This is a genomic window from Luteibacter sp. 22Crub2.1 (genome assembly GCF_900167995.1).
In the GTDB taxonomy this organism is placed as follows: Bacteria; Pseudomonadota; Gammaproteobacteria; order Xanthomonadales; family Rhodanobacteraceae; genus Luteibacter; species Luteibacter mycovicinus.
Genome location: NZ_FUYT01000013.1, coordinates 101808 through 119737 on the forward strand (window position 1 = coordinate 101808; position 17930 = coordinate 119737).

18 protein-coding genes are annotated in these 17930 nt (G+C 65.2%); 8 read left to right on the plus strand and 10 right to left on the minus strand.

Translation table 11 applies throughout. The features are described 5' to 3' along the window. The first annotated feature begins 76 nt into the window (after positions 1-76). Positions 77-1675 (plus strand): malate synthase A, encoded by a 1599-nt coding sequence (gene aceB / locus B5X73_RS14595; RefSeq protein WP_079522341.1) that lies wholly within the window; start codon positions 77-79, stop codon positions 1673-1675. A gap of 24 nt (positions 1676-1699) precedes the next feature. Next, complete coding sequence (aceA, locus tag B5X73_RS14600; RefSeq protein WP_079522342.1) at positions 1700-2989, plus strand: isocitrate lyase; 1290 nt, start codon at positions 1700-1702, stop codon at positions 2987-2989. A 111-nt stretch (positions 2990-3100) separates the two neighbouring features. On the opposite strand, the gene B5X73_RS14605 is transcribed toward aceA, so the two are convergent. The 5 genes from B5X73_RS14605 to B5X73_RS14620 all read right to left on the minus strand — a co-directional run bounded on the left by B5X73_RS14605 (position 3101) and on the right by B5X73_RS14620 (position 8345). Then, positions 3101-4888, minus strand: coding sequence for a cation:proton antiporter (locus tag B5X73_RS14605; RefSeq protein ID WP_043696368.1), 1788 nt, complete (start codon positions 4886-4888; stop codon positions 3101-3103). Positions 4889-5126: 238 nt separating this feature from the next. After that, entirely contained in the window at positions 5127-5921 is a 795-nt protein-coding gene (locus B5X73_RS14610) for a putative phage abortive infection protein (RefSeq protein WP_254857311.1), read from the minus strand. Positions 5922-5931: 10 nt separating this feature from the next. Continuing rightward, complete coding sequence (locus B5X73_RS21045) at positions 5932-6375, minus strand: hypothetical protein (RefSeq protein ID WP_176167851.1); 444 nt, start codon at positions 6373-6375, stop codon at positions 5932-5934. A gap of 39 nt (positions 6376-6414) precedes the next feature. Further along, a complete protein-coding gene (locus B5X73_RS14615) occupies positions 6415-7914 on the minus strand; it encodes a YifB family Mg chelatase-like AAA ATPase (protein ID WP_079522344.1) in 1500 nt (499 codons plus the stop codon). Positions 7915-8090: 176 nt separating this feature from the next. After that, positions 8091-8345 (minus strand): ubiquinone biosynthesis accessory factor UbiK, encoded by a 255-nt coding sequence (locus tag B5X73_RS14620; protein WP_079522345.1) that lies wholly within the window; start codon positions 8343-8345, stop codon positions 8091-8093. Between the two features lie 181 nt (positions 8346-8526). Here B5X73_RS14620 and glnK point away from each other — a divergent pair, with 181 nt between their 5' ends. Beyond that, complete coding sequence (gene glnK / locus B5X73_RS14625; RefSeq protein WP_036109554.1) at positions 8527-8865, plus strand: P-II family nitrogen regulator; 339 nt, start codon at positions 8527-8529, stop codon at positions 8863-8865. Between the two features lie 15 nt (positions 8866-8880). Here glnK and B5X73_RS14630 read toward each other — a convergent pair whose 3' ends face one another. Beyond that, positions 8881-9408: a CcdC protein domain-containing protein gene (locus B5X73_RS14630; protein ID WP_079522346.1), complete on the minus strand. Its 528-nt coding sequence runs from the start codon at positions 9406-9408 to the stop codon at positions 8881-8883. A 185-nt stretch (positions 9409-9593) separates the two neighbouring features. Then, entirely contained in the window at positions 9594-10331 is a 738-nt protein-coding gene (gpmA, locus tag B5X73_RS14635) for a 2,3-diphosphoglycerate-dependent phosphoglycerate mutase (protein ID WP_079522347.1), read from the minus strand. Positions 10332-10489: 158 nt separating this feature from the next. Here gpmA and B5X73_RS14640 point away from each other — a divergent pair, with 158 nt between their 5' ends. Further along, on the plus strand, positions 10490-11140 hold the full coding sequence (locus tag B5X73_RS14640) for a DUF4097 family beta strand repeat-containing protein (protein ID WP_079522348.1): 651 nt from the start codon (positions 10490-10492) through the stop codon (positions 11138-11140). Between the two features lies 1 nt (position 11141). On the opposite strand, the gene hemF is transcribed toward B5X73_RS14640, so the two are convergent. Continuing rightward, the gene (gene hemF, locus B5X73_RS14645; protein ID WP_079522349.1) at positions 11142-12044 is read right to left on the minus strand and encodes an oxygen-dependent coproporphyrinogen oxidase; all 903 of its coding nucleotides are present in this window, start codon (positions 12042-12044) and stop codon (positions 11142-11144) included. A gap of 108 nt (positions 12045-12152) precedes the next feature. Next, positions 12153-12944, minus strand: coding sequence for a YdcF family protein (locus B5X73_RS14650; RefSeq protein ID WP_254857307.1), 792 nt, complete (start codon positions 12942-12944; stop codon positions 12153-12155). Positions 12945-12979: 35 nt separating this feature from the next. Between B5X73_RS14650 and B5X73_RS14655 the strand changes: the two genes are divergently transcribed. Genes B5X73_RS14655 through B5X73_RS14670 form a run of 4 tightly spaced genes read left to right on the plus strand, consistent with a single transcriptional unit; the run spans position 12980 to position 17380 of the window. Next, positions 12980-14182 carry a beta-ketoacyl-[acyl-carrier-protein] synthase family protein gene (locus B5X73_RS14655; RefSeq protein WP_176167852.1) on the plus strand — a complete coding sequence of 401 codons (1203 nt, stop codon included), beginning with the start codon at positions 12980-12982 and terminating at the stop codon, positions 14180-14182. Beyond that, on the plus strand, positions 14179-14979 hold the full coding sequence (locus B5X73_RS14660; RefSeq protein WP_079522351.1) for a beta-ketoacyl synthase chain length factor: 801 nt from the start codon (positions 14179-14181) through the stop codon (positions 14977-14979). The genes B5X73_RS14655 and B5X73_RS14660 overlap by 4 nt, the downstream gene beginning before the upstream one ends. Next, the gene (locus tag B5X73_RS14665) at positions 14976-15746 is read left to right on the plus strand and encodes a glycosyltransferase family 2 protein (protein ID WP_079522352.1); all 771 of its coding nucleotides are present in this window, start codon (positions 14976-14978) and stop codon (positions 15744-15746) included. Before B5X73_RS14660 ends, B5X73_RS14665 begins: the two co-directional genes overlap by 4 nt. 38 nt (positions 15747-15784) lie before the next feature. Next, positions 15785-17380: an NAD(P)/FAD-dependent oxidoreductase gene (locus tag B5X73_RS14670; RefSeq protein WP_079522353.1), complete on the plus strand. Its 1596-nt coding sequence runs from the start codon at positions 15785-15787 to the stop codon at positions 17378-17380. Positions 17381-17488: 108 nt separating this feature from the next. Here B5X73_RS14670 and B5X73_RS14675 read toward each other — a convergent pair whose 3' ends face one another. Further along, positions 17489-17923, minus strand: coding sequence for a hotdog family protein (locus B5X73_RS14675; RefSeq protein WP_079522389.1), 435 nt, complete (start codon positions 17921-17923; stop codon positions 17489-17491). Between the last annotated feature and the right edge of the window lie 7 nt (positions 17924-17930).

Consider the following 17930-nt stretch of genomic DNA (forward strand, 5'->3'; position numbering starts at 1 on the left):
TGAAACATATGCTTTGTCAAAAGCATAGCCCCGGGCATAGCTTCAACTCCAGACCCGCATCCCGAGGCACGGACCCATGGCAGTTCCAAAGAGCGCGATCGATCCCCTCTCCGGCGTCCGCTTCGGTGACGGCCGCGACACCTACGGCGACATCCTCACGCCGGATGCCATCGCCTTCGTGGCGGGGCTGCACCGCCGGTTCGACGGCCGTCGCCTGAGCCTTCTGGCTGAGCGGACGGCACGCCAACAACGCTACGACGCGGGCGAACTCCCCGACTTCCGCACCGATACGACGGCGATCCGCGATGGCGACTGGGCCGTCGGCCCGATCCCGGATGCCCTGATGGACCGCCGGGTCGAGATCACCGGTCCGGTCGAGCGGAAGATGATCATCAACGCCCTGAACTCGGGCGCGAAGGTGTTCATGGCCGACTTCGAGGACTCGAGCGCGCCGACCTGGGCCAACCAGATGGAAGGGCAGCGCAACCTCCGCGACGCGGTGAACGGCAGCATCGAGTTCACCAACGGCGAGGGCAAGGTGTATCGCGTCGGCAAGCATCCGGCAGTGCTGGTGATCCGCCCGCGCGGCTGGCACCTGCCCGAGCGCCATGCCGAGGTCGACGGTGACGTGGTCGCCGGCGCGCTCGTCGACTTTGGGCTGTACGCCTTCCACAACGCCACCGCGCTTCACGAAAAAGATCGCGGCCCGTACTTCTATCTTCCGAAGCTGCAGAGCATGGAAGAAGCCGCACTATGGGAATCGGTGATGACCTGTGCGGAGGAGCAGCTCGGCCTGCCCCACGGATCGATGAAGGCCACCGTGCTCATCGAAACCCTCCCCGCCGTGTTCCAGATGGACGAGATCCTGCACGCGCTGCGTGCCCGCATCGTCGGGCTGAACTGCGGCCGCTGGGACTACATCTTTTCTTATCTCAAGACGTTCCGCGCTCATTCGGATCGACTGCTACCCGAGCGCGGTCAGGTCACTATGACGGCGCCCTTCCTGAAAGCATATTCCGAACTGTTGATCCGAACCTGCCATCGCCGTGGCGCCTTCGCGATGGGCGGTATGGCGGCGCAGATTCCGATTCGCGGCGACGACGCCGCGAACGATGCCGCGATGGCAAAGGTCCGCGCCGACAAGCTGCGCGAAGTGACCGCGGGACACGATGGCACCTGGGTCGCCCATCCAGCGCTCGTCCCCGTCGCGATGGCGATTTTCGACGAACACATGCCGACATCGAACCAGCTGCATGTGACACGCGACGACGTGACCGTTTCGCGTGACGCGCTCATCGCGCCCGCCATCGGTACGGTCACCCGCGCCGGCTTCGACAATAACGTCGAGGTTTGCCTTCGCTATACGGCGGCGTGGCTCGAAGGCCTCGGCTGCGTACCGATTCACAACCTCATGGAAGACGCCGCCACCGCGGAGATCGCCCGCGCGCAGCTCTGGCAATGGCTGCATCACGGACCGATCGAGTTCAGCGACCACGCACACATCGACTTCGGCCTCTTCGACCAGGCACTCGCGGCCCATGCGCACCGCCTTCGCGGCAGCGACCTGCCCGGCGCATCGCGCGCCGATGATGCGGCCCGCCTGATTTCCGCACTGACTCACGCCGACGAACTACGCGACTTCCTCACCCTTCCCGCTTACGAACACCTGTCCTGACCGACCTCTCGAAGGAGCCTTACGATGAAGACGCATAACGCCGAGCACATCACGCTGGACTGGACCAACAACGAACGCTGGAAGGGCGTCGAACGCCCCTACGCCGCCGAGGACGTGGTGAAGCTGCGTGGCACGGTCCAGGTTGAGCACACGCTCGCCCGCCGCGGTGCCGATCGCCTGTGGCGCGCCATTCATGACACGCCTTACGTCAATGCGCTGGGCGCGCTCACGGGCAACCAGGCGATGCAGCAGGTCAAGGCCGGACTGCAGGCCATATACCTCTCCGGCTGGCAGGTCGCCGCCGATGCGAACACGGCCGGGGCGATGTATCCCGACCAGTCGCTCTATCCGGTCGACTCGGTGCCCAACGTCGTCCGCAAGATCAACAAAACGCTGCTGCGCGCGGACCAGATTCATCACGCCGAGGGCAAGGACGGTCTCGACTGGCTGGTGCCGATCGTCGCCGATGCCGAAGCGGGCTTCGGCGGCGTGCTCAACGCGTACGAGCTGATGACGCACATGATCGAAGCGGGCGCCGCCGGCGTGCATTTCGAAGACCAGCTGGCCAGCGCGAAGAAGTGCGGTCACATGGGTGGCAAGGTGCTCGTGCCGACACAGGAAGCCGTGCAGAAGCTGGTCGCGGCGCGACTGGCCGCCGACGTCGCCGGCGTGCCAACACTTATTGTCGCGCGCACGGATGCGATGGGTGCCGCGCTGGTCACCTCCGATGTGGACGACTACGACAAGCCCTTCCTCACTGGCAAGCGCACGGTGGAAGGTTTCTACGAGGCGAAGCAAGGCATCGAACAGGCGATCAGTCGCGGGCTCGCCTATGCACCTTATGCCGACCTGCTGTGGTGCGAGACGTCGACACCGGACATGGACGAGGCGCGCCGGTTCGCGGAGGCCATCCATGCGAAGTATCCGGGCAAGAAGCTGGCGTACAACTGCTCGCCGAGCTTCAACTGGAAGAAGAACCTCGATGAAAGGACGATCGCGACGTTCCAGAAGCAGCTTGGCGAACTCGGCTACGCCTTCCAGTTCATCACCCTGGCCGGCTTCCACGCGCTGAACTATTCGATGTTCCAGCTGGCACGTGGCTACAAGGACCGCCAGATGGCGGCCTATGTGGAACTGCAGGAGGCGGAGTTCGCCGCGGAGAAGGATGGCTATACGGCGGCGAAGCATCAGCGCGAGGTCGGCACCGGCTACTTCGACACGGTGAACCAGGTGATCTCAGGCTCGTTCAGTTCGCTCTCCGCGCTGAGCGGTTCGACGGAAGAACAGCAGTTTCATCCGGCCTCAGCGGCGTAACGCGTTCGACGCGAATCGTTTGCGCCCGGGCACGGCGGCGAAAGTATGTTCGCCGCCGTGCTCATGTTCATCGATGGACCCTGCGAACGCCGCCCCGTGTCGCGGCAGCGATCAGCGCTCTGGCGGCACCAGGGCGATCACCGTCCAGCCGGGCTTAGGCTCCAGCACCTTCTTGCCCGAAGCGATGCGAAGGTCGCCCTTCTCTTCGACCCCGAACAACGGCACCGTGCGCGAACCGTACTCTTCGATGAAATGCGGCCAGTCGAATGTCTCGGTCAGTCGCGTGGACTTGATTCGCCATCCCTCGTGCAGCAGTTCCGCGAAGCGCGCGTGAGTCATGTCCTCGGCGAACAACGCGGTGGCGACGAGACTCCCCGCAAGCGAGGCGCGACCGTGGCTTTCCTCGGGCGACAGGTTGCGCAGGCGGAATACCTTGTCGCGACCGAACTCCTCGCGATAGTGCACGCTGGCCAGCGAGTTCAGTTCGCGATGTGTCGATACGGCGAGCAGGTGGCCGATGCCCGCGAGATCGAGATTGCGATCCGCCGCCTGCGACGAAGGATTGCCGAAGAACGTCGACAGTCCCGCCATACGCGCCGTGCGAATACCGTTCCAGTCGTCGTCGGCGACGACGACACGCAGCCCCTCATTGGCGGCCAGGGCGCGCGCGATCTCCAGCGCGACGATGTCGGATCCGTAGATCAGCACGCCACGCGGTTCGGGGTCGGCAACCTTCAGCCAGCGCGCCAGCGGACGCGCCGTCGCGCTCTGGAAGACCACCGTGCCGATGATCATCAGGAAGACGAGCGGCACCATCTTGTCGGCACCGGCCATGCCCGCCTTTTCCAGACGAATGGCGAACAACGCCGACACGGATGCGGCGACGATGCCTCGCGGCGCGACCCAGGCGATCAATGCACGCTCACGCCACGACAGCCCGCCGCCAACGCTCGCCACCAGGACCGACAGCGGACGAATGACGAGCTGCGCGACGAAGAAGATCAGCACGCCACCCAGCAGCGCGCCATCGGGAAGCGGCCAGTCCAGACGCGCCGCCAGCAGGATGAAGAGCATCGAGACCAGCAAGGTGGTCAGGTGCTCCTTGAAGTCCATGATGTCGTCGATGTGTACGTCACGCATGTTGCCCAGCGCGATTCCCATAAGGGTCACCGCCAGCAGGCCCGACTCGTGTGCCACCGTGTTGGACAGCGTGAACGTAGCGAGCACCGCGGCCAGCGTGCCGAAGTTCTGCAGGTACTCGGGGATCCAGTGGCGACGCAGCAGGTTGCCGTGAATGAATGCGGCGACGCCACCGACGATCGCGCCACACGCGATCGTGCCGAGGAAGATCTGGATCGAGTGACCTTCGCGGTGCGAGACGATAGCTTCATAGACCAGCACCGCAAACAGGGCGCCGATCGGATCGATGATGATCCCCTCCCAGCGCAGGATGTTGGCGATACGGGCATTGGGCCGAACCGTGCGCAGCATGGGCGCGATCACGGTCGGGCCGGTCACGCAGGTCAGTGCGCCGAAGAGCAGCGCCAGTTCCCAGCTGAGACCACCGATCCAGTGGGCCGCACCCGCCAGCATCAGCAGCGCGATGATCGCGCCGTAGCTGACGAGGCCACGGACCGCGTGCCCGATACCCTTCAGCTCGCTGAAGCGCAGGGTCAGGCTGCCTTCGAAGAGGATGACCGCCACCGCCAGCGATACCACCGGGAACAACAGGTCGCCCAGGACCTTGTCCGGGTGAAGGAGCCCGGTCACCGGGCCCGCCAGAATGCCTGCCAGCAGCAGGAAGAGGATGGCCGGAAGGCGCACCCGCCATGCCACCCACTGGCAGAGGAAGCCGATGCCAAGCATCAGTGTCAGCAGGATGCCGAGTTCGAGTCCCATGATTTTCCCTGTTCCAAAAAAGAAAACGGCCAGCGCCAGAGGCGGGCCGTCAAGAAGAGCATAGGGAATCGTTGGTGAAGATAAAGGCCGGGCCCCGGTGCTGGAGCGGGGGGAGGGAGGGGTATCCAGCACCGGAGCGGGGCAGACAGTCCATTAGAGAACCGCCTGGTACAGAATCATGCTCCTGGCCGGGGGATTCGTCAACTGGTCAGTACATGAAATAAGTCTTAATTGAGCGCTACGGGTGGTCGCCTTGCCTGAAAGCGCCCTTGTCGTAGAAAAGTACGTGGGCCTGATCGAAGAGGAGGTGATGATCGAGATGCTCAAGAAGTCCATAACGCTCGATCAGCGGCTTCAGCTTCTTCGTCCCGTGGACTGACACGCCGTTATAGAAAAGAAGCAGCAACTCGAACCGACTCATGCGACACGTCAGCCAGGAAATCAGACGCTTGCGATCGTCATCAGCCAAAAGAGATTCATCAATTGATCTCACGATCGTGTAGTAGGTTCTGAAGTAATGCCCAACCAGACTTCCGTACTGTCGGTGGAAGAGTGAGTAGGCGCTCGTCGCCGCTTCGACACTGTTCCCAGGAGACGTCTTAAGTTGCGAACGAAAACTACGTCGCAGGTGCCAGTAAAGCGGACGAAATGCAGAGGCGCCGGTAACGTGCCGCTTTTTCCACGGAACCGTAATGCTGGCGACAATATTGCTGAGGGTGTCGAGTAGACCGCCGATTGTATTTTCAATACGGGCTTCTCTTTCCCGGAGCCTGTTTCTTTCGTCGTAAAGACGAACGTCCGCGAGCTGCGCGGATTGGACCCGCAGCGTTGCAAGAACTGCCAGAAGACCGAACAAATTCAGCAGCGGACCGGCGACGCCCCCGAAATAAGATCCGAGATTATTCCATCCGCTTGTAACGCGGTCAACCGCCGCATGCGGCACAACGAGAAGAACGACGATCGGGACGGTCAAAACAGCAACCAGTACGAACACCCACTTCCAGTGCAATCCTCCAAACATCGATTCGTCCATGGTCACGCCCTCACTCGTTATCAAGACCGTCATAGTCATCGAGCTCTTGATCCTCCAGTTCAAAATCAACATCAATATCATCAGTATCGATTTCGAGCTGTACCGCAAGGTCAGCAAGGGGAATAAGAAGAAAATCACTGGGCATGCTGATCGACAGAAAGCCCGACAGCTGAACGTCGACTTCGCGCTCTTCAGGCTTCGCGTCATTGCCACCGTCCATCCAGGACGCGGATGCCAAGGCTTGCCCAGTAATTTCAGCCGATATGGTTAGATCATCCAAAGTCGCCGGACCGAACTGGATGTCAATTCCGCTCGCGCCAGACAGCGCAACGCTCTCCTGCCCACCCGTCGGCACTTGCATCGAGTCGGCTATCGAATTGATGCGATTTCTAACCGCATCCTCGATCGCGGAGATGAAGCTGGTTTCTTGTTGAAGGTCATCCCAAATACTCATGAACATTCTCCTTGAATGAATCACTGCAAAGCTCAGTGGCTAGAACCGCCTATAGTGCAACGCCTCCGCCAGATGCACCTGCTCCACACACCCCGCCCCGCCTTCCAGATCGGCGATGGTCCGCGCGACACGAAGAATCCGGTGATACGCCCTCGCCGAGGCACCCAGCTTATCCAGCGTCACCTGCAACCACTCGCGCTCCGCGGACGGCAGCGCGCAGTCGCGTTCGAGGTTGACGACGCTCAGCTCCGCGTTCGCCTGGCCAGCGCGCAGCAGCGCTTTCTCCCGGGCCTTGACCACCCTCGCGCGCACGGTCGCGCTGTCGTCGTCCCTGGGCCCACGCATGGCCGAGAACTCGGCGATGGAAACGCGCGGCACTTCGACGCAGATGTCGATGCGATCGAGTAGCGGGCCTGAGATACGCCCGCGATAGCGCTGTACCTGATCGGGCGTGCAGCGGCACTCGTGCAGCGGATCGCCGTTGTAACCACAGGGGCACGGATTCATCGCCGCGACGAGCTGGAACTCGGCCGGGAACGTCGATTGCCGCGCGGCGCGTGAAATCACGATCTGCCCGGACTCCAGCGGCTCGCGAAGCACCTCGAGCACGTGCCGACTGAACTCGGGCAACTCGTCGAGGAAGAGCACGCCGTTGTGCGCCAGCGAGATCTCGCCAGGACGCGGATTGGCCCCGCCGCCGACCAGGGCGACGCCTGAGGCCGTGTGGTGGGGAGCGCGGAAGGGACGACGGCGCCAGCAGCCCGGCTCGATCTCTTCGCCGGACAGCGAACGAATGGCGCAGCTCTCAAGCGCTTCCGATTCGGTCATCGGCGGGAGGATCCCCGGGAGACGCTCGGCCAGCATGGTCTTGCCGGTGCCGGGCGGACCGATAAGCAAAAGATGGTGACCACCCGCAGCGGCGATTTCCATGGCGCGGCGCGCCTGATACTGGCCGCGCACGTCACGCATGTCAGGGCCGCAGGTCGGCAGGTCGTAGAAGTCGGCCGTGGCGGGACTGGTCAGATTGCCGTTGCCGCGCAGCCAGGCGCAGACCTCGGCGAGGCTGTCCGCCAGCAGGATGTCGCCCTCCCCGATCAACGCGGCTTCCGCGGCATTGGCCCGGGGTACGACGATGCGGCGACCGCTACGGCGAGCGCGGATCAGGGCGGGAAGGATGCCGGGTACGGCACGGAGCTCGCCGGACAGGGCAAGCTCGCCGAGGAACTCGCAATCGTCGAGCCGCTCGCGAGGCACCTGGGAGCCCGCGGCGAGGATGCCCAGCGCGATGGCCAGATCGAACCGGCCGCCGTCTTTCGGGAGTTCGGCGGGTGCCAGATTCACGGTGACCCGACGGGCCGGATATTCGAAGGCGGTGTTCTGGATGGCGACACGAACACGATCCCGCGCCTCGCGCACCGCCGCTTCGGGCAGACCGACGATGGAGGTGGAAGGCAGGCCGCCGGAGAGATGCACCTCGACGATGACCTGTGGCGCGGCAACGCCTTCCTGCGCGCGCGAAAGGGTGACGGCGAGGCTCATGACGGGGAGTATCGTAACCGGTTACGCATCCACAAGGGATGCGAACGTCGGTGATCCTGAAGGGATCCGGCTCGCATACGCACTCCTTGCGCCTGTTCGGAGAAAAATAACCGCCCCCGACCGCTCTCGGGGTGAGGGTGACGGATCGGGGGCGGTCCCGGGCTGTGCGGCCTTCCCTATTGGCCGCGCTGCGCAGCGCTGACTTCCAGGTCGGCAATGCGCTTTTCCAGAGCGTCGAGCTTTTCTCGCGTACGAGCCAGTACCTGGCTCTGCACATCGAATTCTTCGCGGGTTACGAGATCGAGGCGGCGTAGTCCCTGCGCCAGAATGTCTTTGAAGTTGGCGTGCATATCCTCACGCGCTTGCGCCAACCCTGGCGGAACCAACGATGCCAACCGCTGTGCGAGTTGATCGATACCCTGCACATCCATCTTGCGCACCTCGATGTCGTGGAATGAAGTTTAGGTGATTCGTTTGTAGGCGCTATAGGCGGATGCCTACACGTCGTGTAGGGTTTCCCCTACAAAATGCTCCCGGAGGACGCCGACCGACCGCGGATGGCACAATGACCGTCCGCGCGCCGACAGCCGGACGCGCCCCGAGGAGTGTTACATGAAGCTGGTCGTCGCCATCATCAAGCCGTTCAAGCTGGACGACGTCCGCGAAGCCCTCGCCGATGTGGGCGTCCAGGGCGTCACGGTCACCGAGGTGAAAGGCTTCGGCCGGCAGAAGGGCCACACCGAACTGTATCGCGGGGCGGAGTACGTGGTCGACTTCCTGCCCAAGATCAAGCTCGAGGTCGCCATCACCGATGATCAGGTCGAGCGCGTGGTCGAGGCCATCCAGCAGGCGGCCCGCACGGGCAAGATCGGCGACGGCAAGATCTTCGTCAGTCAGCTCGACCAGGTCGTGCGTATCCGTACCGGCGAACTGGACAACGACGCCCTCTGAGGGCGTCTCCGGCGATCAGACCGCCTGCACCAGCCGCTTGAAGCGGCGGTGGTGCATCAGGATCCCCGCGTAGTAGGCCGCGTAGTAGCCGATCGTCAGACCGACCACCAGCATGGTGAGCGGGCTGTTGCCGGGCGGCGGCGCATGGGCGACGGCCGGACCCTCGCCCTGAAACAGGGGGGCCAGCACCAGGAAGCGCCAGGCCATGCGGCCCAGCAGCAGCGCGGTGAGCGCGGCCCCAAGCCAGGGATTGGGGATATAGAAGTCGCCGCCCTGCGGGCTGGACTCGAAACGGGTGAGGCGCAGGCCGACGAAGGCCAGCGCACCGCCGAGCACGAGGCCGCCGAGGGCGCCCTCGGCAAGCCGGATGTCCTGCAGACCCGAGGTCATCATCAGGCCGGCGATCACCGCGAAGATGACGATGCGGGCGGTCATCCGCTTCGTCCGGATCGGCTGCCGGCCGAAACTGCCGCGAACACGGCGGTAGACGGCGAAGGCCATCAGCGGGGCGACGATGAACGGGATGGTGGTCGGAGCCAGCATGGGCGCGGTCTCGGTGGTGGTGACTGTGACGCTACCTTACGGGGACCGTGGCGGGCATTCGAGGGCGGGGTGTGAGGTGTTGGGGGTGACGGGTGTCATGCGGTCGGAGTCCCGCGCCGGGCCCGTGGGGACCGGCGCGAAACGCTGTCGCGCGCGGGGCGCGCTCCTACACGAAGCGGGCAGAGTTACTTGGCTTTGCCCTGGTTGGCGACGGCGGCCATCTTGGCCTCGATTTCGGCCTGGTCGCCCAGGTAGTAGTGCCTGACCGGCTTGAGGTCGGCGTCGAACTCATAGACAAGCGGGATACCGTTGGGGATGTTGAGCTCGGCGATGTCGTCGTCGGAGATGCCGTCGAAGTACTTCACCAGCGCGCGCATCGAGTTGCCATGGGCCGCCATCAGCACGCTCTTGCCGCTCTTGATCGCAGGCGCCAGTACGTCGTGCCAGTACGGCAGCACCCGGGCCACGGTGTCCTTCAGGCACTCGGTCAGCGGGACGTCGGCGATGCCGTCGTAGCGGCCGTCGTCCGCGAACGACATCTCGCCCGGCTTCAGGGCCGGCGGCGGCGTGTCGTAGCTGCGGCGCCAGATCTTGACCTGGTCTTCGCCGTACTTGCTGGCGGTCTCCGACTTGTTGAGGCCGGTCAGGGCGCCGTAGTGGCGCTCGTTGAGGCGCCAGTCGGTAACCACCGGGATCCACATCAGGCCCATTTCGTCCTGCACGTGCCACAGGGTGCGCACGGCACGCCTGAGGTAGGAGGTGTGAGCCAGGTCGAAGGTGAAACCGGCGTCCTTGAGCAGGCGACCGGCCTCACGGGCCTCGGCCACGCCCTGCTCGGTGAGGTCGACATCGGCCCAGCCGCTGAAGCGGTTCTCGAGGTTCCAGGCCGACTGGCCGTGGCGGATCATGACAAGCTTGTACATGGCATCCAACGTCAGGAGGAAAAATCCGATGGTGGAACCTCGCCCGCGAGGCGTCAACTTAAGCGGCGACGGCAGGCAGCCGTGCCGGAAGTCACGCTAAACCTTGCGCGAGGCGCGCGCATCTCAGGTGTCCTAGTCCACTCGCGGAGTGCCGCACCATGCGTCGTAGCCTGATTTCCCTCCTCATCGCCCTGTCCCTCGCCGGCGCCGCCGTCGCGGCCGACGACATCAGCAAGGTCAACGGCACCGCGTCGGTCGACGCTGGCCAGAACGCGGGCGACGTCCATACGGTGAACGGCTCGGTCCGCATCGGTTCGCGCGCCACGGTACAGAAGGCCAGTACCGTCAACGGTTCGGTCGAGCTCGGTGAAGGAGCCACCGCCACCGCCGTGAAGTCGGTCAACGGCGCGGTGTCCCTGCATGAGCAGTCGCGCGTGAGCGATGACGTGCAGACGGTCAACGGACGGGTTCAGCTCGAGCGCGGTGCCGACGTCAAAGGCCACCTGTCCAACGTCAACGGTGAGATCTCGCTCGACGGCGCGCACGTGGGCGGCGGCATCGAGACCGTCAACGCGGACATGGATATCGGTGGCGGCTCGAAGGTCGAGGGCGGCATCCTGGTGAAGAAGCCCAACATGGGCTGGCACACCAACAACGACCGCAATCCGAAGATCGTGATCGGACCGCACGCCGTGGTTCAGGGCACCCTGAAGTTCGAACGTGCGGTCGATCTCTACGTGAGCGACTCCGCGACGGTCGGCAAGATCGAAGGCGCCACGCCGCACACGTTCTCGGGCAGCGCCCCGTAACTCAGACCCAGTCGCGCGGCTTCAGATATTCCTGCAGCCGCGCTTCGGGGCTGTCCGCCTCGGGCGCGTACGCGTATTCGAAGCGAACGCGTGGCGGCAGACTCATCAGGATCGATTCCGTGCGCCCGCCCGACTGCAGACCAAACAAGGTGCCGCGGTCGTAGACCAGGTTGAACTCGACGTAACGACCGCGACGATAGAGCTGGAATTCGCGCTCGCGCTCGCCATACGGCGTGTCGCGACGGCGTTCCACGATGGGCAGGTAGCCGTCGAGAAACCCCTGACCGACGTCGCGCGTGAAACTCATGCACCGCTCGAAGCCGCCCTCGTTGAGATCGTCGTAGAAAAGACCACCGACACCGCGCGTTTCGCCGCGATGCTTGAGGTAGAAATACTCGTCGCACCACTGCTTGTATCGCGAGTACACGTCATCGCCATACGGCGCGCAGAGGTCCCTGGCGACCCGATGCCAGTGACGCACGTCCTCGTCGACCGGATAGAACGGCGTGAGATCGAAGCCGCCGCCGAACCACCACACGGGCTCCGCGCCTTCTTTCGAGGCCTCGAAGTAACGCACGTTGGCATGCGTCGTCGGGATGTGCGGGTTACGCGGGTGCAGAACCAGCGAGACGCCGGTGGCGATGAAGCTGCCGCCGACGAGGTCGGGCCGGTGCGCCGTGGCGCTCGGCGGCAATGGCGAACCGGCGACCCGCGAAAAATTCACGCCCGCCTGTTCGAAGATGGCGCCGTCGCGCAGGACGCGCGTGCGTCCACCGCCGCCCGCAGGGCGCGTCCAGGCATCCTCTTCGAACGTCGCCTTGCCGTCGATCCCCTCGATGGCGGCGCAGATGCGGTCCTGTAGCCCGCGCAGGAACGACTCGGCAAGATCGGCTTGTTCGGACATGACGGCGCAGGATCCTTGGGCGGGAAATGTCGCGAAGCTTAGCAAGTCGGGCCGGGAGGCCCGCTGCGGCACGCCGCCGCGTAACGATGACGGGTCAGGGATGACGGGTCAGGAGATGCGTGCGGCCATGCGCCGGTTGCCCGTGAGCGCGGCCCAGCGCATGCCGATATCGATCCACATCAGATACCCCGCTTCCATGAGCATCCGCACGACATAACGACCGCTGAGCGCGAGCCGGGGTTCGGCGGCGATGGGCGAGGCGTCGAAACCCAGCCGGCGGGCGAGGTACAGGCAACGCGCCAGGTGGTAGCGACTGGTGACGAGCCAGACGGCGGGCAGGCCGCCTTCGCCCGAAGGACGCAACAGTTCGCGGGCGTGCCGCAGGTTTTCGAGGGAATCGATCGACAGCTGCTCGAGCGTCATCGGCACATCGACGGGCCAGCCGGCGGCGACGAGCCAGCGACGTCCCGCCTCCGCTTCGCTGACCGAGCCGCCACTCGTGCCGCCAAGCAACAACACGCGATCGGCGGCGCCGGCGAGCACGTTTTCGCGCCCGCGCGCCAGACGCTCGGTGAAGTCGGCCTCCGGCAGATCGTCGACCAGGCGACGCCCGAAGATCAGCAGCGCCCGACGATGCCCTCCGGCGATCGGACTGCGTCGGGCGAGGCCCCATACGTTGATCACGTGCGCGACGTAGACCAGGCCCAGGGTGCCGACGAAGACCACGACGGTGACGAACGCCGCGATCAGGATGTCGCGGTCACTGAGGTAACGCCAGACGCCACGACGCAGGGGTTTGAGAAGACCGGCCATAGACAGCGGAGTCTGGCGACTTGGCTGGCGAGGCGCAACGATGCGGTCCTGCGAATGAATGGCCATGTCATGGGTGCCGTCATTCACGCGACGCTGCGGCTCAAAAAGGATAGGCTCGCCGCATGCCTCATCCCATGCCTCCTCTCGCCATCCGCGCGTACACGGCGACCTCCGCGCTCGGTCGCGGTCTCGACGCTCACGCCACCGCCATCGCCACCTCCCGGGGCGGCCTTCAACCCAACGACTTCAGCTCAGCGCCCCTGGATTGCTGGATCGGCCGCGTCGCCGGACTCGAAGACGAACCGCTCCCGCCGGCTCTCGCCGAATGGGAATGCCGGAACAACCGCCTGGCCTGGCTGGCGTTGCGTCAGGACGGTTTTATCGACGCGGTCAGGGACGCACGCGAGCGCTACGGCGCCTCGCGCGTCGCCGTCCTGCTCGGCACGTCGACCGCCAGCATCGGTGCGACCGAAGAAGGCTATCGACGCCTGGAAGGAGGCCGGATGCCGGCGGATCTCCATCGCTCCGTCCTGCACACCCCCCATTCGCTGGCGGGATTCGTCGCCACGGCGTTCGACCTGGAAGGGCCTTGCCTGACCGTCGCCACCGCGTGCTCCTCCAGCGCCAAGGTGTTCGCCAACGCCGAGCGCATGATCCGCCTCGGACTGATCGACGCCGCCGTCGTCGGTGGTACCGACACGCTCTGCGACAGCGTCCTGTTCGGCTTCAACTCGCTCGAGCTCGTGTCACCTGAACCGTGCCGCCCGTTCGACGCGAACCGTGGCGGCATCTCGATTGGCGAGGCGGCCGGCTTCGCGCTCATCGAGCGCGCCGTGGAGGGTGGCGGACTGCCGCTGCTGATCGGCTACGGCGAAGCCAGCGACGCGCATCACATGTCGACACCGCATCCCGAAGGGCTCGGCGCCGAGCTCGCACTGAACGACACGCTGGCGCGGGCGGGCATCGTCGTGGGCGATGTCGATTACATCAACCTGCACGGAACCGCCAGCCAGAAGAACGACGAGGTCGAGGCGGCACTGGTGGCACGGCGTTTCCCGGCGAGCACACGCGCCAGCTCGACCAAGGGCTTCACCGGTCATACGCTGGGCGCCGCGGGCATTCTCGAGGCCACGCTCACGCTGTTGTCGATGCGCGACGGCGTCGTGCCCGCCAATCTGGGTGCGACGACACCGGATCCGCTGTGCGGGCCGCAGATGGCGTGGACATCCGAGCGCGGCGATCTTCGCATCGCCCTGAGCAACTCGTTCGGCTTTGGCGGAAACAACGCCTGTCTCGCCTTTGCCCGGGCGGAGGTTGCCGCATGAGCGCCGCGCTGACCGTATGGATCAAGGGTATCGGCACGTGGGCACCCGGCGCCGACGACTGGCAGGCGTTCCGCGAGATCGCCAACGGTGCCGCCGCGCCGGGTGCGACCACGCGGCCCGTGGCCGACGTCCTGCCGCCGAACGAACGGCGACGCGCGCCGGAAAGCGTGCTGCTGGCCGCCGCCGCCGCGGGTCAGGCCGTGCGGATGAGCGGTCTCGACGCGGCCACCCTGCCCTGCGTCTTCGCTTCCGCGCACGGCGACCAGGTGATCACCGACTACATGTGCACCACGCTGGCGACGGCACCCACGGAACTGTCGCCCACCAAATTCCACAACTCCGTGCATAACGCCCCTGCCGGCTACTGGACCATCGCCACGCATTGCCATGCGAGCTCGAGCGCGGTGTCCGGCGGCGAGACGAGCTTTGGCGCCGGACTGCTCGAGGCCGCCACCCTCGCGGTGGCCGACGAGCGCGACGTCCTGCTGGCCAGTTACGACATCGCGGGCACCGGCCCGCTCGGCGAGATGACCAGCACCACCGGCCCGTTCGCCTGCGCGCTGGTCTTGTCGCCGCGTCCGGAGGGCGCCCTGGCGCGCCTCGATCTGACGCCGTCGGCCGGCAATACGGGCGCTGTCGCGCTGGGTGACGCCTGGATGGACGACATCGCGGCCAGCAGCCCCTCGGCCCAGGCGATACCGCTGTTGCGTGCACTGGCCCTCGCACGCCCCACCGCCTTGCGCGTGGCCGCCGCCACCGGCCTGGATCTTCACGTGGATATCGAGGCCGCACCATGAACGCCACCGGTGATCGCTGCTGCATCCTGATTCCATGCCTCAACGAGGAACGTGCCATCGGTCGCGTGGTTGCCGAAGCCATGGAGCTGGGCTTGCCGGTCATCGTCGTCGACGACGGCTCGGACGACCGCACGCCCGGGATCGTGGGTGAGCTGCCCGTCACCCTGATCCGCCACGCGACACGACGCGGCAAGGGTGAGGCCCTGCGCAGCGGCTTTCGCGAGGCGCTGCGTCAGGGTTTCGACAACGTCATCACGATGGACGGTGACGGCCAGCACCTGGCGTCCGACATCCCGGCGATCCTCGAAGCTCACCGCCGCTATCCCGGCAGCATCGTCATCGGTGCGCGGCTGCTCGAGCGCGAACAGCAGCCGCCCGGACGCCGCCGTGCGAACGCGGTGGCCGATTGGGGCATCTCCTGGGCCTGCGGTCGCCCGGTGGCGGATACGCAAAGCGGCCAGCGCCTGTACCCGCGTGCCGCGCTCGACCTTGTCGACCTTCCCGCCGAGAACTTCGTCTTCGAAGCCGCGCTGCTGATCACGGCGTGCCGCGAGCGCGGCATCGGCGTGGTTTCAGTGCCGATCGCCTCGCGTTACGAGGGCGAATTCCGCCTCAGCCACTTCCAGCCGGTGCGCGACGTGACACGGATCACGATGTATACCGTAGGCCGGATCTTCCATTACGGCCACGTAATGGCATGCTACCGGTCCTCCCGCGCGACACCGACGATCGTCGGTGCGCCGCAGGGGACACGCGACACGCACTGAAAACGTTACGCGCACGCACCGCGCAAGGGGTCGATACGATGGATCGCAAGTTATACGACGCAGTCGTCCTGGGCGGTGGCCTGGCCGGACTGTCTCTGGCGCTGCAGCTGAAAGGCGCCTACCCCGACATGGACATCGTCGTGCTGGAAAGGCAGGCACGACCGCTGCCGGTGGCGGCGCACAAGGTCGGCGAGTCGACAGTGGAAATCGCCGCCCACTACTTCACGCATACGCTGGGCCTGCGCGAACACTTCGAGACGGAGCACATCCGCAAGTTCGGCTTCCGGTTCTTCTTCTCGGAAGGTCGCGACGACCTCGCCGACGTTCTGGAACTGGGGGTCAGCGCTGTGTTGCCGACGCCGAGCTACCAGATCGATCGCGGCATTCTGGAAACCTTCCTCGGCGAGGAAGCGGTACGCCGCGGCATCGATTTCCGCGAGGGCGCCACCGTCCGTGGCTTCGACATCGGCAAGGGCGACGACAACCACACGGTTCGCTTCAGCCAGTCCGGCGGTGACCACGAGCTGCAGGCACGCTGGCTGCTCGACGCCTCGGGGCGTGCGGGCATGATGCGGCGCAAACTCGATCTCACCCGCGACAACGGCCACCACGCCAACGCAGTGTGGTTCCGTATCGACGATCGCCTGGAGATCGACGGCTGGTGCGATGACGCCGAATGGAAGGACCGCGTGCATCCGCCGGAGCGCTGGCGTTCCACCAATCATCTGGTCGGCCCGGGCTACTGGCTGTGGCTGATTCCCTTGTCGTCGGGGGCGCATTCGGTGGGCATCGTGGCCGACGCGAAGATGCATCCCCTGGATGGCATGCGCGATTTCGAGAAGGCCCTGGCGTGGATCCATGAGCACCAGCCCGTGGTCGCGCGCGAGATCGAAAAGTGCCGCGACAAGCTGCTGGACTTCGCCTTCTTCCGGCATTTCTCCTATGGCTGCTCGCGGATGTTTTCGTCGGACCGCTGGGCACTCACCGGCGAAGCGGGCGCGTTTCTCGATCCGTTCTATTCGCCCGGCAGCGACTTCATCGCCATCTCCAACACGTACATCACCGAGCTGATCGGTGTGGACCGGCGCGGTGAACCGCTGGCGCCGCACGCGCGTGCGTACGAGCGGCTGTTCTTCTCGTTCTACGAGAATACGCTGCACATGTACCGCGGCCAGTACAACCTGTTCGGCGATCCCGAAGTACTGTCGATCAAGGTGATCTGGGATTACGCCTATTACTGGGGTGTGCTCTGCCAGATCATGTTCCAGGAGCGACTGGCCGACACGCACTTCATCGGGCGCCTGGGGCCGGAGCTGCTCGCCGCGGCCGACCTCAACAAGGAGATGCAGGTCTTCTTCCAGCGCTGGCACGCCGTGTCCGAACGCCGTAACCCGAAGATGATGCTGGATCAGCGCGACCTCACCTGGTTCGCCGACATGAATGCCACGCTGCACGATTCGCTCAACGAAAAAGCGCTCGGCGATCGCATCCGCGCCAACGTGCACATGATGCGGCTGCTCGCGGCCCATGTGGTCGAGCGTGCGGCGGCGGACCATCCTTCGTTGATCGAAGGTGCGGAGCATCTGGTGGATGTCGAGGGCGCGCGGACGACGCTGTTCGATCAGGTGGCGTGAGTCGCGCGATCTGAGACGCTGAGGATCGACACTACGGTGGTCGGTCCGGAGGGGCCGGTCAGGCTCCTCATCAGTCACCCTTTCGCGCTGCCCCTCCGGCCCGGCGAATCAACCCGCCGGGTGAATGACCGCGGCGCGGCCCGAGGCGATCTCGACGCCGTCATGCGCGATACGAAAGCTGTACTGAGCACCGGACGTATCGGCCATCAGGCACTCCGCGTGCACGTCGAGGCGTCCTTCCAGCGTGTCGATCCGTTCGACCGCCAGCTTCACCCCTCGTAGGCTCACCAGCATCCCCGGACGGGGCTCGGTGTCCCCGCGCTCCTTCGCCAGTAAAGCGCCATGCACCGCCATGGCCTGCGCGCCGTATTCGGCCAGATGCAGCGCATGAAGGCCGTGGGCGCCGCGTAGCGGATGCGTCGGCAGTACATGGCGCGTGCTGAACGCATGGAGGGCGGATGCGTCAAAGGCGACCACGCCGTCGAGCAGGCACATATCGCCCGCATGCGGAATCAGGTCGATGAACTCGTGTCTGGACAGCAGGGACACG